The 15,392-nt window shown below is 69.4% G+C and carries 14 protein-coding genes; 3 read left to right on the plus strand and 11 right to left on the minus strand.

Going from position 1 to position 15,392, the window contains the following annotated elements; genetic code table 11:
- Nucleotides 1–8: 8 nt before the first annotated feature.
- From purB to tal, 11 genes are all read right to left on the minus strand, one after another.
- The gene (gene purB, locus ACK28C_RS11465; RefSeq protein ID WP_409152199.1) at nt 9–1,307 is read right to left on the minus strand and encodes an adenylosuccinate lyase; all 1,299 of its coding nucleotides are present in this window, start codon (nt 1,305–1,307) and stop codon (nt 9–11) included.
- A gap of 102 nt (nt 1,308–1,409) precedes the next feature.
- The gene (locus tag ACK28C_RS11470; RefSeq protein WP_409152200.1) at nt 1,410–2,015 is read right to left on the minus strand and encodes a DUF4416 family protein; all 606 of its coding nucleotides are present in this window, start codon (nt 2,013–2,015) and stop codon (nt 1,410–1,412) included.
- Entirely contained in the window at nt 2,008–2,982 is a 975-nt protein-coding gene (locus ACK28C_RS11475) for a hypothetical protein (protein WP_409152201.1), read from the minus strand. Before ACK28C_RS11475 ends, ACK28C_RS11470 begins: the two co-directional genes overlap by 8 nt.
- Nucleotides 2,979–3,908, minus strand: coding sequence for a signal recognition particle-docking protein FtsY (gene ftsY, locus ACK28C_RS11480; RefSeq protein WP_015556537.1), 930 nt, complete (start codon nt 3,906–3,908; stop codon nt 2,979–2,981). The genes ACK28C_RS11475 and ftsY overlap by 4 nt, the downstream gene beginning before the upstream one ends.
- The gene (gene ricT / locus ACK28C_RS11485; protein WP_409152203.1) at nt 3,909–5,216 is read right to left on the minus strand and encodes a regulatory iron-sulfur-containing complex subunit RicT; all 1,308 of its coding nucleotides are present in this window, start codon (nt 5,214–5,216) and stop codon (nt 3,909–3,911) included.
- Nucleotides 5,188–5,946, minus strand: a complete 759-nt coding sequence (locus ACK28C_RS11490) for a hypothetical protein (protein WP_409152204.1) — start codon at nt 5,944–5,946, stop codon at nt 5,188–5,190. Before ACK28C_RS11490 ends, ricT begins: the two co-directional genes overlap by 29 nt.
- Nucleotides 5,922–6,359 carry a DUF327 family protein gene (locus ACK28C_RS11495; RefSeq protein WP_409152205.1) on the minus strand — a complete coding sequence of 146 codons (438 nt, stop codon included), beginning with the start codon at nt 6,357–6,359 and terminating at the stop codon, nt 5,922–5,924. The genes ACK28C_RS11490 and ACK28C_RS11495 overlap by 25 nt, the downstream gene beginning before the upstream one ends.
- Before the next feature lie 11 nt (nt 6,360–6,370).
- On the minus strand, nt 6,371–7,036 hold the full coding sequence (gene tmk / locus ACK28C_RS11500) for a dTMP kinase (RefSeq protein ID WP_409152206.1): 666 nt from the start codon (nt 7,034–7,036) through the stop codon (nt 6,371–6,373).
- A 4-nt stretch (nt 7,037–7,040) separates the two neighbouring features.
- A complete protein-coding gene (locus ACK28C_RS11505) occupies nt 7,041–8,909 on the minus strand; it encodes a hypothetical protein (RefSeq protein ID WP_409152207.1) in 1,869 nt (622 codons plus the stop codon).
- Nucleotides 8,910–9,165: 256 nt separating this feature from the next.
- Nucleotides 9,166–10,270 (minus strand): peptide chain release factor 2 gene (gene prfB / locus ACK28C_RS11510; RefSeq protein WP_409152208.1). Its coding sequence is split into 2 segments (ribosomal slippage): nt 9,166–10,200 and nt 10,202–10,270, totalling 1,104 coding nucleotides; the frame shifts between segments, so codons are not numbered across the junction.
- Nucleotides 10,271–10,582: 312 nt separating this feature from the next.
- Nucleotides 10,583–11,668 carry a transaldolase gene (tal, locus tag ACK28C_RS11515; RefSeq protein ID WP_409152209.1) on the minus strand — a complete coding sequence of 362 codons (1,086 nt, stop codon included), beginning with the start codon at nt 11,666–11,668 and terminating at the stop codon, nt 10,583–10,585.
- A 268-nt stretch (nt 11,669–11,936) separates the two neighbouring features.
- Between tal and ACK28C_RS11520 the strand changes: the two genes are divergently transcribed.
- The 3 genes from ACK28C_RS11520 to ACK28C_RS11530 all read left to right on the plus strand — a co-directional run bounded on the left by ACK28C_RS11520 (nt 11,937) and on the right by ACK28C_RS11530 (nt 15,029).
- Nucleotides 11,937–13,241, plus strand: coding sequence for a 3-deoxy-D-manno-octulosonic acid transferase (locus ACK28C_RS11520; RefSeq protein ID WP_409152210.1), 1,305 nt, complete (start codon nt 11,937–11,939; stop codon nt 13,239–13,241).
- 70 nt (nt 13,242–13,311) lie between these two features.
- Complete coding sequence (locus ACK28C_RS11525) at nt 13,312–14,523, plus strand: hypothetical protein (RefSeq protein WP_409152212.1); 1,212 nt, start codon at nt 13,312–13,314, stop codon at nt 14,521–14,523.
- The gene (locus ACK28C_RS11530; protein ID WP_208873111.1) at nt 14,520–15,029 is read left to right on the plus strand and encodes an aminoacyl-tRNA deacylase; all 510 of its coding nucleotides are present in this window, start codon (nt 14,520–14,522) and stop codon (nt 15,027–15,029) included. Before ACK28C_RS11525 ends, ACK28C_RS11530 begins: the two co-directional genes overlap by 4 nt.
- Nucleotides 15,030–15,392: the final 363 nt, after the last annotated feature.

Raw genomic sequence — 15,392 nt, forward strand, 5'->3', positions numbered from 1 at the left:
CTCCCGCGTCAATCCCCGTCGAAGCGGGCGAAGATGTCGTCCACCCAGCGCGCGTAGAAGTCGCTCTCGAAGAGGGCCTCGATGCGCTCCGGCGCCACGAGGCCCTGGATGCGCCCGTCGCGCAGCAGGAGGTCCAGGAAGCGTCCCTCCCCCGCCGCCGTCCTCATGGCGTTCTCCTGCACGACGGCGTAGGCCGCCTCCCGCGACAGGTTGAGCTCGTCCAGCAGGAAGGTCAGGACGCGCTGGCTGTAGACCAGCCCGCCCGTCATGTCGATGTCCTCCCTCACGCGGGCCTCGTCCACCACGAGGCCCGTGAGGATACCGGTCATGCTTCGCGCCATGAAGGCGGCGATGTTGAGGGCGTCCGGCCAGATCACGCGCTCCGCCGAGGAGTGGCTGATGTCGCGCTCGTGCCAGAGCGCCACGTTCTCCATGGCCGTCAGGGCATAGCCGCGCAGGAGGCGCGACATCCCGCAGACGCGCTCGCACTTGATGGGGTTTCGCTTGTGGGGCATGGCGCTCGACCCCTTCTGGCCCGCGCCGAAGGGCTCGAAGGCCTCCCGGACCTCCGTGCGCTGCAGGTTGCGGACCTCGAGGGCCATGCGCTCCAGGGTGCAGCCGAAGACCGCGAGGGCGTTCATCATCTCGGCGTGGCGGTCCCGCTGCAGGATCTGGTTCGAGATGCGCGCCGGCTCAAGCCCCAGCAGTTCGCACACGCGAGCCTCGAGAGCAGGGGAGCTCATCGCGTAGGTGCCCACCGCGCCCGATATCTTGCCGCTCGACACGTGCCGCTTCGCCAGCTCGAGCCGCTCGCGGTCGCGCTGCAGCTCCGCGTGCCAGTTCAGAAACTTCAGGCCCAGGGTCATCGGCTCCGCGTGGATCCCGTGGGTGCGCCCGACGCAGGGCAGGCGCTTGTAGCGGCGGGCCAGGCTCATCACCGCGCCGTCCAGCTCGTCCAGCGCCTTCAGGATGATGTCCATGGAGTCGCGCAGCATGATGGAGCTCGCCGTGTCCAGCACGTCGCTGCTCGTCATGCCCAGGTGCAGGTAGCGCCCGTTCTCGCCCACGTTTTCCGCCACGGCGCTGACGAAGGCCACGACGTCGTGCTGCGTCACCCGCTCGATCTCGTGGACGCGCTCCACGGAAAAGCGCGCGTTGGCCTCGATGTCCAAAAGCGCCTCCTCCGGGACGCGCCCCATCTCGCACCACGCCCGCGCCGCCGCAAGCTCCACCTTCAGCATCACGTTCAGGCGGTTCTCCTCAGTCCAGAGCGCGTCAACGTCCCGCTCCGCATACCGTTCGATCACTCTAAAACATCCTCCTCACAGGGGGCGCCGAATCCGCCGGGTGCCCGCCCTCCGACGCAAAGACGCGGCAGAGGACGCGCTCAGGCGTTTCATCGCGCTCCCTCAAAACTCAGGCGATGGGCTTCGCCCGGCCTCGCCTGCCCCGCGCGCTCCCCCCTCCAGCCGGCGGTACGACGGGGCGCGGCAGGGCCGCTCCGCCAGCCACCTCTCCCGGACGGCGCCGAGGAACCCGTCGTAGGCGCCGCTCTTGAAGTCGGGAAACGTGTAGTCGAAGCTCGTCCACCGTCCGAACCGGAAGCGCATCGTCACCTCGGCGTAGACGCCGTCCCGAAGCCAGATGCGGTGCGCGTGGTCCTTGGTGGAGGCCAGGACGAGGCGCGCGCCGTCCACGTAGCCGGGATCGACGTTGACGGCCCGCGGGGTCCGGCTCCGGGCCTCGACGGCGCAGGACTGACGCTTCCAGTCCGCCAGCCCTCCCGCCCCCACGAGGCCGGGGAAGCAGAGGAAGGTCCGCACGAGGCGCGGCGCGATGTCACGATAGTAGTCCGTCAAGGTGAAGGGGACAGGCTCCCCCACGAGGTCCGGCACGCCCCAGAGCTCCGACAGGGCCTCCAGGGTCCACCGCAGCCGCCCCTCGTCGCCATCGGGCCAGAGGACGCCTGCGATGCGCTTCACCGGCGGCCCGTCCCGACGATCGGCGTCAGGCATCGAGCCCGCCCCGCTCCGCTTCCGGTCCATCGGGCCGCACCTGTCCCGGCGTCAGGAGGGCCATCGTCTGGGGGCCTATGGCCTTCAGGACCTCGTCCTCCTTCTTCGGGGCGTCGGTCTTCCTGCGCCCGCGCCTCCTGGGCGCCTCCGGCTCCCCGTCGTCCTTCGTCCTCCTGCGCCGCTTGGGCTCGGCGGCCGGCGGCAGCCCCTCCACGCAGAGGTAGCCCAGGAAGCGCCCCTGCCACTCGCAGGGCCAGGACTGCCCCTTGAAGCCCTCCGGCGGGGCGTCCACGCGGCGCCACGAGGCCCCCCCGGACTCCAGGACGGTCGTCCAGCGGCGGCCCACGGCGGCCCACCAGGAGATGTCCTGCGCCTCCGCCAGGTCCCCGGTGCAGTCGTCCACGATGAAGACGTCCCGATCGACGCGGCGAAAGGTCAAGTAGCAGGGCCGTTCCCTGCCCTCCAGCTCCACGATGAACTCGTCCTTCTCAGGGAGGTCCGCCACGCTGAGCCGCTCCAGGTCCGACCCGAACGCCTCCGCCGCCGCCCGGTTCAGCTTCACGCCCGTCCGGGCGCACAGGGCAAAGGGGACGGGGGCCTCCCACCACTCCGGATACTCCGGCTCCGTCCGGCTGACGGCTTCGCTTATCGTCGCCGTGCGGGCGCCGCGCCGCTCCAGGACCAGGGCTTGGAGCACGTCCGGGTTCGGCAGGCCCTCCGGCTCCAGGGGGCGGAACAGTCCGTCCCTCGCCAGGGCCGGCAGGTCGCGCACCGGCGCCTCCGCCTTTCCCCGCTCCACGAGGAGCACCAGCTGCTCCTTCGAGAGGACGATGGGGTCCGCGCCGTCGGGCAGGTAGACGCCATAGTCCAACATCAGGCCGTACATCGCCCTGAGGAAGACCAAAAGCGGCGAGCTTCGCGACAGCGACCGAAGCCGCTCCGCCTCCGCCTCCCGCGCCGCGGTCATCGCCCCGCCTCGCCTTCCATCAGCGCCGCCGCGAACTCGGCCGGGTCAAAGGGGCTGAGGTCCTCCGGGGCCTCGCCCAGGCCGATGCAGCGCACGGGGATGCGGAGTCTGCGGGCGATGGCCAGCACCACGCCCCCCTTCGCCGTGTTGTCGTACTTCGTGAGCACGATGGAGGAGACGGGGAGGATGGAGTTGAAGGTCTCCGCCTGCGCGACGGAGTTCTGCCCCAACACCGCGTCCAGCACCAGGACCGTCTGAACCCGGTCCTCTCCCGCCTCCCGCACCAGCACCCGCTGGATCTTCCGCAGCTCTTCCATCAGGTTGTGCTTGTCGTGGAGGCGGCCCGCCGTGTCCACGATGAGGAGGTCCGCGCCCGCGCTTCGCGCGGCCTGCCAGGCGTCGAAGGCCACCGCCGCGGGGTCGCTGCCCTGTCCCTGGGCGACGACGCGCACCCCCACCCGCTCGCCCCATATCTGCAGCTGCTCCACCGCCGCCGCCCGAAAGGTGTCCGCCGCGGCCAGCACGACGCCCTTCCCCTGCCCCTTGAACTGCAGAGCCAGCTTCCCGGCCGAGGTGGTCTTGCCGCTGCCGTTGACCCCCACCATCAGGAGCACCTGGGGGGCGGGCTCCGTCTCGAAGGGCTTCCCCATCCCGGGGACGGACAGGAGCTCCGCCGTGATCCTCTCGACGAAGACGTCCCGCAACGCCTCCGGCGAAGCGATGCCGCGGGCCCGAACCTCCCCCTTCAGGGATTCCACCAGCTCCTCGGACAACTCGACCCCGACGTCCCCGGCGATCAGCCGGTCCTCCAGCTCCTCCCAGAAGGCATCGTCAAAGGAGCTCCCTGAGAACAGCCTCGCAATGCCGCCGCTCCAGCGCTCCTTGACGCCCTTCAGCCCCTCCTTCAGACGCGCAAAAAACGCCATTTAGACCTCCTCCTTCCCCTGGGTCCCATCGGGGCCGGAGCTCCGGGGACCCCGTGGCCGCCTTGGGCGATCCGGCCTGCGGCGTGGCCTCGGGCGGCGTTCTTCCTCACCACGCCGGGCCCCATCCGCCGCCGCGCTCTGGGTCGGGGCCGGGGCGTCCTGCCCTGGGCGCGGAGGGCGTTCCCCCTCCTGCCGTCGGGGGGGACGACCGCCCCTGCGTCGGGGCGCCCCCTCCTCCTCCCTGCGAGGGGCCCGCGCCACGCCGGGTCGGGCCTCCTGTTCACGCCGCCCGGGCCGACGCTCCTCCGGGGCCGGGGGCACGTCCCTCCGCCTGCCGTCCCCTCCGCGGGCGGGAGCCGGGTCGATCCGACGCCCTGCCACAGGGGAACGGCGCCCCGCGCCTCCGGGACGCGGGGGGGCCTCCTCGTCGCCCCACTCCTCGCCGCGCAGCACGGCCGCGCGGAAGTCCGGGAAGTCCGCTACGGGGATAGCGGCGACGCGCCCCGACGGGGTGCGCACCTGCACCCGTTCCGTGGCGAGGTCCACGCTCTCCAGGACGTAGTTGCCACTCTCCGTCCTGATCTTGCTCCCCGGCCCGGGAAGCCCCTTCCACAGCGCGCCGTAGGTCTCGTGTTCGTAGGCCATACAGCACATCAGCCGACCGCAGATGCCGGATATCTTGGTGGGGTTCAGCGCCAGCTTCTGCTCCTTCACCATGCGGATGCAGATGGGGGTGAAGTCGTGCAGCCAGTAGCTGCAACAGCAGGGACGCCCGCAGGGCCCGATCCCCTTGACGACGCGGGCCTCGTCCCGTACCCCGATCTGCCGCATCTCGATGCGGGTGTGGAAGTCCCGCGCCAGGTCTCGGACGTAGGCGCGGAAGTCCACGCGCTGCTCGGACGTGAAGTAGAAGAAGAGCTTCCGGCGGTCCAGCATGTACTCGACGTCCACCAGCTTCATCCGCAGCCCGTCCTGCTCCAGCAGGATCTCCCGCGCGCGGACCAGCGCGCGCTCCTCGTCGCTGCGGCAGCGGCGGTAGTTCTCCATGTCCTCCGGTCCGGCGTTCGCGACGAATTCCACCTCCTGCAGCATGGGCTCCGGACCACGCGCCTGCTCGCCGTTCTCCCCAAGGCAGGACGCGCGGTACTTCGCCTCCTGCTCCTGGGAGAGGTGACCGCCGAGGCGGCCCATCTCAAGCCCCCGGACCGTCCTCAGCAGCACCCACCCGGACTCCGTCAGGGCCTCGTCCGCTATCTCCGCCAGGCCAAGGTAGCGGAGCTTACCGAAAGTTGCCAAATAAATGCTCAAAAGGAAGTTCCTCCCTGAGTGCTAAGATCAAAAGATCGCAGAGCATGGGGACGGAGAGGTTCTTCGTCTCCGCAATCGTCCTGAGCCTGTCGAGTTTTGCGGCCTGCGGGGCGTCCCCGCGGCGCAGGGCCCAGGTCGCCCAGGACGCCAGCGCCGCAGCGACCGGCACGTCCCCACCTCGCGCCCCCTCCACCCAGGCGAGCCATTCCCCGTCGCTCGACGGGGGCGCCGCGCCCTCCGCCGCGGCGGGCGCGGCGAGCACCGTGAACCGGGCACGGCTCCTGAGGGTGGGCAGGATCACGCCGCCCTCCAGGAGGAAGAGCAGGCAGGCGTGGGAGGGAGGCTCCTCCGCCAGCTTCAGGAGGCTGTTCGCCGCTGACGGCAGCAGCTGGTCCGCGGACAGGACGACGCCCAGGCGCCGGACGGAAGCGGCGGGCTTCAGGGCAAGGTCCTGGATCAGCGCCCTGCACGCGGCGACGTCCGGCGCCCGCCCGACCTCCCCCGCCACGACCAGGTCCGGGTGCCCCTCCCGCACCGGGGAGGGGGCGTCGGGCCCGACGTTCAGCGTCAGGCGCGCAAGGCGCTCCAGGAGCGCCGGGTGCCAGGCGAGGGGCGCCGAGACGGCCCGGCAGTGGGGGACGTCCCCCGCCGCGAACTCCTCCTCCAGCGTCCGCCAGGCGCGAAGGGCCTCAAAGGGCTCCGCGCTCACATCAGGAGAGAAATCAGACAACCCTTGATCTCCTCCATCAGGGCCAGCGCCCTCGTGCGGTCCCCCTCGTAGAGGAAGGCCTCCTCCAGCTCGTCCATGGCCGCCTCCGTCCTCTCGATCGTGACGTACATCTTCTTGTCCGTCTTGCGCCAGCGCAGGTCGCGCTTGATGCGCAGCCCCTGCATGGCGCGGCGCAGGAGCTCCGTCAGCACCGAACGGTACTCCGCCAGAAGCCGCCCCGACGGAAAGACGCTCAACCGGTCGGAGATGTCGTAGAGCCGGTCAAGGAGCTGTTCCAGCTCCGACGACTCGAGCGCAGCCTCAAAGGAGTTCGCTGCGGAGACGGCGCCCGCGGGCGCAGCGTGCCGTCCGCCGCCTCCGCCCGCCCCGACGGGGGCCTTGGTCGCGGACCCGCCGCCCAGTCCCTGCTTCACCCGGAGCGAGTTCAAAGCAGCACCCCAAGGTGCCTCCGCACCCCGCGCCGGACCTCCCGCGCCACGTCCTCCGGAGCGCCCGCGGCCGGGACCTCCAGGACCCTCCGGGGCTCGCGCCGCGCGATCTCCGCATAGGCCCGCGCGACCCTCTCCATGAAGTCAAGCCCCTCGGCCTCGAAGCGGTCCCCGCCGCCCCGGTCCGCCAGGCGCTTCGCAGCCGTCCGCGGGGGGAGGTCCAGGAGGATCGTCAGGTCGGGCACCGGAAAGTCGCAGGCCGCCACCAAACGTTCCAGAAACGCCGGGTCCGCCCCGTGCCCTCCGGCCTGGTAGGCTCTGGTGGAGTCCGTGTAGCGCTCGCACAGGACGACCTGTCCCGCGGCGAGGGCCGGCAGCACGACCTCCGCCAGGTGCCCCTTCCGGTCCGCCAGAAACAGCAGGAGCTCCGTGGCCGCGTCCGGGATGCGGCCGTGCAGGATCAGGTCCCGAAGGGCCTGACCCGCCTCCCAGCCGCCCGGCTCGAACGTGCGGAGCACGGGCCGCCCCGTCTCCGCCTCCAGCCACTCGGCCAGGAGCGCGGCCTGGGTGCTCTTGCCCGAACCGTCGATGCCCTCCAGCGTAATGAAGGGGGGGCACCAGGACGTCCTGTGCAGGGCGTCGCCCGCAATCGTCGCACCCATGGGGTCAGAACCGGGCCTTGCCGGCGCCGCTCCCGTCAGAGTCCTCATCGGAGTCGTCCGTCACCGTCACCAGCCGCCGCATCAGGCCGTCCACAAAGCGGTCCGACCGGAGGACGCGAAGGCTCCCCTCCCGGATGCGGCGCTCCTTCGTCTCGCTCAGGTACTCCGTCTCCTCGGGCAGGAGCTCAGGGGGGACCCCCTCCTTCTCTCCGTCTCCGCGGCCCTGCGGCTTTTCCCTGGGGTCCTTTTTGCCGCCACCCCGGTTGATCTCCCCCGCGTCCTTTCCCTTTCCGACCTTCTTCAGGGCCGTCGCCATGGAGTCGCTGAGCAGCTCCACCACGAGTTCGTCGTTCGCGTCGAAGGCGGCGATCTCCTCCAGCATACGGTTCAGGCTGTCGATGGACTTCCAGCCGCCCTCGAGGCTCAACTGGGGCAGGGGCTGCGCGCCCCCGCCGCGGACCAGGAGCTCGCAGACGCCCGATGCGTCCTCCGGCACCTTCAGCTTGAAGCTGCGCTTCACGGGGCGCCCCCGCCAGGGCCGAAGCGTCACCGTCACCGGCAGGTCCGCGCCGGGCCGGGCCTCGGACGGCGCGTCCACCCCTTCGATGACCAGCACCCGCGGCTCCTCCGTCGCCTCGACCTCCAGCCGGAAGGCCAGGGGCATGACCGCCTCGAAGGGCTGCAGCAGAAACGCATCCATGATCTGGGCGGACTGCTTGAGGGCAACGCCGCCGACGTCCTCGTCGGAGACGAAGACGTCGCTCCGGGTCCAGCCGTTACGGACCCCCTTGCCCTCGATCCGCAGGGTTACGCTCATCGTGCCCTGCCCGACGCGCCCCCAGAGGTCCTCCAGCAGGCCCGCATAGATCGACTCCAGGAGCTTCGCGCTCAGGAACGCATCCGACACGACGCGGAAGCTGCGCTCGATGCAGTGCCCCCGATCCCGGTCCTTCAGCACCAGCGTCGCGGAGATGGAGGCGGGGAACTGCCCCGCACGGCCTCCGATGCCGGCCGCTCGGTCCTGGGTGACGGTCCCCACGACGTCCAGGGGGCTCGCCAGCTTGAAAGGAAAGGCCTGGTTCAAAACGACCTCGTGGACGTAGGCCCGCGCCGCCGGGTAGGCGGCCCTGCCGCGCTTCAGAAAGGGATGTCCGAAAGCGATGAAGCGGCCGTCCCGCGACACGGCCGTCACGGCGCCCGTCGCAGCGACGTCGACGTCGCCCCAGGCCAGCATGGCGGCGATGGAGTCCCCCGGCTTGAAGCGGAAGTCGCCCTCCGCCACCTTCAGGCGACCTCCGGAGGAACCCGGCGTCTCCGAGAGCGTCGCCCCCAGGGCACGGCCAAGCCGCCGGGCCGACCTCTGGGAGAGGCCGGAGACCGACAGGGGGGCCGCCAGCCGGGCCCTGCCCTCCGGCGCCGCTCCCGACGCGACCGCCTTCTCCCCGTGGGCGAAGATGGCGCACATGACGTCGATCGGCGTCACGAGGGCCAGCCGGTGATCGCCGAACTCCCAACCGCTCCCGACGGCCCCGATGAGCTTCCCTCGAACGTAGACGGGGGAGCCGCTCATCCCCTGGGCCAACCTCCCCGCCCGTTCATCCGAGTTCGGCAGAAAGCGGATGAGGACGACGTTCTCCACCTCCCCCTTCTGGGGGATGACGCTGACCACCTCGACGGGGATGTCCGTCGGCTGGGTCCCCTTGAGGACCGTCTTCAGGACCCCGCGCTCGCCCGGCTTCAGGGAGGCCGCGGAGAGCGTGGGGGCCTCCGGCACGAAGGGGCGCACGGCCCCCTCCCCCAGGCCGGCGGCCAGGAGAAGGATCGCAAGGGCGGCGGCTGCCCGCCGCAGGGACGTCCAGGGTAATGAACTCAACGAAAAACACCTCGATACCGGGGGAGCGCCTCCGAAAGCTGAAACCGGGTCCCTTCAGGCCGGGGCGTCCAACCGCCGCCTCAGGGGGCCCCGCAGACGCTCGCCCGAAGATGATCTAAAAAGGGCTCAAGAAAATCGCTGACGCACTCGCAAAACCGTCAGAAAGGAACCGCAGCCGCCAAATGAAGTGAGCCGACGGCGCTCCCATAAATGGAGTGACGCCCGCCCCATCGGGGGCAGGCCCCCGCCCGGCGCCCTACAGCTCCCTGCGGGCGCGAAAGCGCAGGTACTCCATGATAAAGTCGTCGATATCCCCGTCCAGCACCGCCTGGGCGTTGCCCTTTTCCAGCCCCGTCCGGTGGTCCTTCACCAGCGTGTAGGGGTGCAGGACGTAGGAGCGGATCTGGCTGCCCCACGTCGTCTCCTTCTTGTCGCCCACCACGGAGGCCAGCTCGTCCTGCCTCTCCTGAAGGGCGCGCTCGTAGAGCTTGCTCCTCAGGACGTGCATCGCCACCTGGCGGTTCATGTGCTGAGAGCGCTCGTTCTGGCACGTGACGACGATGCCCGTCGGCAGGTGGGTGATGCGGATGGCGGAGTCCGTCCGGTTGACGTACTGCCCCCCCGCGCCGCTGGCCCGGTAGGTGTCCACCTTCAGGTCCTCCGGGCGGATGTCGACGTCCACGTCGTCCGAGAACTCCGGCGTGACGAGGACCGACGCGAAGCTCGTGTGCCGGCGGTGGGCGGAGTCGAACGGCGAGATGCGCACCAGACGATGCACCCCCCGCTCCGCCTTCAGGAACCCGTAGGCGTTGTCGCCCTCCATCATCACCGTGGCACTCTTGATGCCCGCCTCCTCGTCGTTCGTCGCCTCCAGCACCGTCGCCTTGAGGCCATCGCGCTCCGCATAGCGCAGGTACATGCGCAGCAGCATCTCCGCCCAGTCCTGGGAGTCCAGCCCCCCCGACCCGGCGTGTACCGTCAGGATCGCGTTGGACGAGTCGTATTCCTCGTTCAGGAGCAGGAGCAGGCTGCTGTGCTCCATCGTGCGGCGGACCTCCGCCGCCCTTCGCTCGAACTCCCCCTGGAGCTCGGCATCCTCCGCGTCCCGCAGCATGTCCTCCAGGACGGACAGGTCGTCCATCTCGCAGCAAAGATGGCGCCAGCCTTCAATGCGCGCGTTCACGCCCGACAGGTCCTTCAGCACGGCCTCGTGCCCGTCCCGCGTCCAGAAGTCCGGCGCCGCGCTCTCCTGGGTCAGGGCCTTTGAGCGCGCCTCCAGGGCAGGCAGGTCAAAGGCTGTCCTGCAGCGTCCGCTTCAGGGCGCGCAGTTCCTCCAATACCGAAATGTTTGCAGCGATCATCCCAACAACACTCCTCCAGTCGGGCGAAGGCCCGATACTTTTCCACAGTTATATTATCATAAGCGTAACGCGAAACAGGGCCAAGGGGCAAAGTGCGCCCTAAAATTTTAAAATGGGGCTACGCCCCAATCCCCACGCGCTTCGCGCGGCCTGATGAAGTTTCAGCCACTGAAGGAAGCCCATACGGTTGACAGTTCTCAACGACTTAATCAGTGTTTCCTCAGGGAAGCGCGGGGGCAGGGACGTGCCGGACGAAGCTGCCGCCCCTCCGGCGCGGCTGAGGGACGGCAGCCCTGAGGTTCTGCGGCGGGGTCAGGCCCTGGCGCCGGCCTTTTTCTCGATGGCCTCCAGGAGGGATCGGAAGGCGCCGTTGAAGGACTCGATGCCGTCGGCCAGAAGCTTTGCGCAGATGGCCTTCCGGTCGATGCCCAGTTCCTCCAGGCGCCTCAGCCGCGCCCTGGCGCCGGCCAGGTCGTCCTCGATGGACGCGGCGGCGCGCCCATGGTCCAGGAAGGCCGTGATGGTCTTCGGGGGCACGGTGTTGACCGTATTCGGCCCGATGAGTTCCTGGACGTACTTCACGTCGGAGTAGGCGGGGTTCTTCGTCCCCGTGCTGGCCCAGAGCGGCCGCTGGACCCGTGCCCCCTTCGCCGCCAGCTCCTTCCACTCCGCACCCGCGAAGGACTCTTTCTTGAAGTGCTGATACATCATGCGGGCCCCGTCCACGGCGATCCTGCCGCAGAGGGATTCCTCCCCCTTCGCCGCCAGTTCCTTATCCACCGCCGTGTCCACGCGGCTGATGAAGACGGAGGCCACGGAGGCAGGGAACGTCGCGCTGATACAGGACCTGAGCCCACAGAGGTAGGCGTTCGCCACCCTCGCGTACTGCTCCTCCGAGAAGATCAGCGTCGCGTTGACGTTCACCCCCACGGCGGTGGCCCCCGCCACGGCCAGGATGCCCTCCGGCGTCGCCGGGATCTTGATCATAACGTTGGGGCGGCCCAGCAGTCCGAAGAGGCGCTCCGCCTCGTCCACCGTGCTGTCGGTGTCCGACGCCAGAAGGGGGTTCACCTCCAGGCTGACGTAGCCGTCCAGGCCCTGTGTCCTGTCGTAGACGGGCCGCAGGATGTCCGCGGCGGCCCCCACCTCCCGAAGCGTCAGGGCCTCGTACACCCCGGCCGCGTCCTTCCCCTGAGCGAACAGGTCCGTGATCTCCCGGTCGTAGTCCTCCGTTTTTGCGATGGCCTGCTCAAAGATCGCGGGGTTCGTCGTCACGCCGACGACGCCCTGCTCGATCCAACGTTCAAGTCCCCCGGACGCGATCAGATCCCGGCCGATCGTGTCCAGCCAGACGCTCTGCCCCAGATCATGCACCTCATGCAGCACCGTTCGAACCAATGCCTTCGCCTCCAAAATTCAAAAATAGTATCGATGGGTGATTTGATGACGACGTCGACGATTTCGGCAGCAACGACGCCCATCATTATATACTATGACGACGCCGTATGCCGGGCGCGCAGCGCGGGGCCTGTGATAAGGCGGTGCAAAAAATCCAGGGGGCTATGGGATAATAAAAAACAGAGGGCATTTGTCCCTCCGCCGAGGCCGGGCCACCTCCGGACTCAACGGCCTTTTTTACCTTTAAGACGAACGGGAGGCGCCTCCCTTGCGGAGATCGAATAAGGACCGAATGGATCAGGAGCCCTGGGCGTGGCGGGCCGGGATGGCCGCCTATCGCCTGGGCATCAACGCATTTTTCGGGGCCGGCGGCCTGAGCTGGCTCCGCCGGAAGTACAGGGGGATCGGCATCGAGGAGCGCATGGGGCGCTTCTCGGACGTGCCCGCGGGCGGTGTGTGGGTCCACGCCGTCTCCGTCGGAGAGGTGCAGTCCGCCAGCGCCGTCATCCGCCGCATGAGGGAGGAGACGGCCCGTCCCATCCTCCTCTCCACCGTCACGACGACGGGGCAGGACATGGCCCGCCGCCTGCTGGACGGGCGGGTGGACCGGATGATCTACAGCCCCTGGGACGTCGGACGCTACGTGCGGAGCGCCCTCGACGCCGTCCGGCCGGCAGCCTATGTCGCCATGGAGACGGAGCGTTGGCCTGAGATGCTGTCTCAGCTCAAGGCGCGGCGCATCCCGACGTTCCTGGCCAACGGACGCCTGTCGAGCGAGAGCTTCGCCAGGCTGAGGCGCGAGGCCCCCTTCTGGCGCGGGGTTCTGTCGTGCTTCACGCGCCTTCTGGTGCGCTTCGAGGAGGACCTCGAGAACTTCTCGGCCCTGGGCGTGCCCCGCGAGAAGATCACCGTGACGGGCGACTGCAAGGTGGACGCCCTGCTGGACCGCCTGGACGGGGCCAGGAAGGAAGTCTGGTCCGACCTGCGGCGGGGGAGCGCGCCGCTCTTCGTGGCGGGCAGCACCCACCAGGGGGAGGAGGAGGCCGTCATCTCGGCCTTCCGCATCGTGCGCCAACGGCATCCGGAGGCCCGGCTCGTCATCGTGCCGCGCCACCCGGAGCGGGCCCTCCTGGTCGTCGCCGCGGCACTGCCCTACCCGGACCTCAAGGCCGACCTCCTGTCCCGCCTCTCCGACGGGTGGGACATCGCCGTGGTCGATCGCATCGGAATCCTCTTCGACCTCTACGCGGCAGCCGACGCCGCCTTCGTCGGGGGAAGCCTGGTGCCGAAGGGCGGACAGAACCCCATCGAGCCCGCGCTGTTCGGCATCACGACCGCCCACGGCCCCAGCATGACGGACTTCCCCGACACGAAGCGAATGGACGCTTTGGGGGTTGCGCGCTGCGTGCACGGCCCCCAGGAGCTGGCCAGCGTCTGGACGGCCGCCCTCGACCCGGCGACGCGGGAGGCGGTGCGGCAGGCGTCCCGCGCCTACTTCGACACGCTGGGCGGCGCGTCGGCGCGGACCTGGGAGGTCATCCGCGAGTACGTGAAGGACGTGAAGGCTCAGTGAACGGACCCGCACGCCGTCAAGGATTGCGTCATATCGATCGCTATACCGATCAGGAGGACGAGGACAAACGATGAACACGCTTTTTGGAGCGCCGCAGGTCGAAGGGTTCAGGGCCTCTCTGGACGATCGTTCCCGCGAGGCCCTGAACGAGGCCGTCCGCCGCATCGTCGCGGCGAAGAGGCAGGGCGGGAAGGTCATGGTCGTCACGGGGAGCGGCCCCAACATTCACGAGGGGGTCACGACGCTCCTCGCGGAGCTCATCCGCGCGGGGCTGGTGGACGCGGTGTCCACCAGCTCGGCCGTCGTCTCGCACGAGATGGGCGGCGCGCTGGATCGTGTCTTTCGCGTGGACGCCGCCGCGCTTGGCCTGGAGGAACGCTTCCTGCCGAGGGGAGGCCTCTTCGAGTTCACGCGCATGACGGAGGCGGAGCTGGAGGAGCTCCGGCGAGAAATGCCGCTGGACGAGGACCTGCTGAGGCGTGGCGGGGACCTCCCCGTACACAGCGACATCATCAAGGCGGCGGGCAACATGGCCTACCCCATGGGGCTCCGAGGCGAGCGGCTGGCGGGGGAGATCATGAACCTGGCCCGGATATACGGGCTCCCCTTCGAGGAGGTCGCCGGCTGGGGATGCGACCCCATGACCATGCTGGGCGCGGCGTCACAACGCGGCGTGCCCGTGCTGGTCACCATCCCCCAGCTCATCGGCGGCGGCGCGGTGGGCATGTCCATCGGGGACAGCATTCCGATCTCCCAGCGTTCCATGCGCCTGTCCCGAATGCTGGCCGCCTGCGACGTCATCATCGAGTCCGCCGTGGCCCTGACGCAGGAGGTCCACGACGGCCCCTTCGAGTGCTACACGGGGCACGGCATCTGGGCCAGCTGGTCCGGCCAGGCCACCTACAGCCTTCGGGACAAGACGCTGGTGCGCATCGACCTGGACGAGAACCTGCGGCGCGCCGTGGAGCTGTCCCGGACGGTCCAGGAGGCCATCGACAGGGGCCTGCCCAAGACGAAGGCCGCAAGGATCCCCTTCCGCATGGAGATGTCCGCCTTTGCGCGCCACGAGGGCAGCCTGCCCATCATCGGCGACATCGGCCGCGTCTGGCCCGTGTTGGCTCACGACGCGGCGCGGGAGCTCGGCATCGATCTGAAGTTCCTCTCCTCGTCCCAGGAGACGCCGGAGGGCGCGGCGATGCGCGACTGGATCGTGCAGAACGTGCGCCCACTGGACCGAGGCAGGATGCTCGAGCGCGCGGCGGAGGAAGGGCTGCGACCGTGAGCGGCGGGACGGCGGATCGGACGAACGCCATGCGCCGGCTCGAGGCGTGCGGGGCAAGCTACACCCCCCTCACGGTGCCCCTGAGCGGGGCCGCCGCCGTCAGCGCCGTGGAGGCAGCGCGCCTTTTGCAGCGCGGGACGGACGAGGTCTTCAAAACCCTCGTCACCGTGGGGAGGAGCCACGAACACTACGTGTTCGTGGTGCCCGGAGGGCGTGAGCTGGACCTGCGCAAGGCAGCCCGCGCCGTGGGCGAGAAGTCCGTCGAGATGGTCCGATCAAAGGAGCTTCTGCCCCTCACCGGCTACGTACACGGGGGCTGCTCTCCCGTGGGGATGAAGAAAACGTTTCGGACCGTCGTGGACGCCTCGGCAGAGGGACTCGCGACGATCATCGTCAGCGCCGGAAAAATAGGCCGGATGATGGAGCTCTCGCTGGAGGACCTGCGTCGTGCCGTGGACTTCACGACGGAGGACCTGACCGCAGAACGGGCCGCTGCGCCCTCGTGACCCACCTCTAATATGGATTGCCTCCCCTGAAAGGGGAGGTGGTTCGGAGGACTGGAGGGGGTCGTTTCTCATGCTCAACGACAACCCCTCAGCCCCTACGGGGCAGCCCCCCTTCCAGGGGGGCCTGAAAAACCGGGGGCCTAAAGCGCGCCGCTTCTTTTTGCCTCCCCTGAAAGGGGAGGTGGTCCGGAGGACCGGAGGGGTCGTTTCTCATGCTCAACGACACCCCCCCTTCGGGGAAGCCTTCCGGCTGCCGTTCGCTACCGCTCACGGGCCGTCAGTCCCCCACTTCGGGGAGCCTTCCGGCAGCCGTTCACTGACGCTCACGGGCCGTCAGTCCCCCACTTCGGGGAGCCTTCCGGC

It is taken from the genome of Fretibacterium fastidiosum (genome assembly GCF_964642095.1).
In the GTDB taxonomy this organism is placed as follows: domain Bacteria; phylum Synergistota; class Synergistia; order Synergistales; family Aminobacteriaceae; genus Fretibacterium; species Fretibacterium fastidiosum.

What these genes read in the sequence shown, in the direction of transcription:
- ACK28C_RS11470 (WP_409152200.1), bottom strand. Translation starts at nt 2,015, where the DNA reads ATGCCTGACGCCGATCGTCGGGACGGGCCGCCGGTGAAGCGCATCGCA.
- ACK28C_RS11475 (WP_409152201.1), bottom strand. Translation starts at nt 2,982, where the DNA reads ATGACCGCGGCGCGGGAGGCGGAGGCGGAGCGGCTTCGGTCGCTGTCG.
- ftsY (WP_015556537.1), bottom strand. Translation starts at nt 3,908, where the DNA reads ATGGCGTTTTTTGCGCGTCTGAAGGAGGGGCTGAAGGGCGTCAAGGAG.
- tmk (WP_409152206.1), bottom strand. Translation starts at nt 7,036, where the DNA reads ATGGGTGCGACGATTGCGGGCGACGCCCTGCACAGGACGTCCTGGTGC.
- ACK28C_RS11525 (WP_409152212.1), top strand. Translation starts at nt 13,312, where the DNA reads ATGAACACGCTTTTTGGAGCGCCGCAGGTCGAAGGGTTCAGGGCCTCT.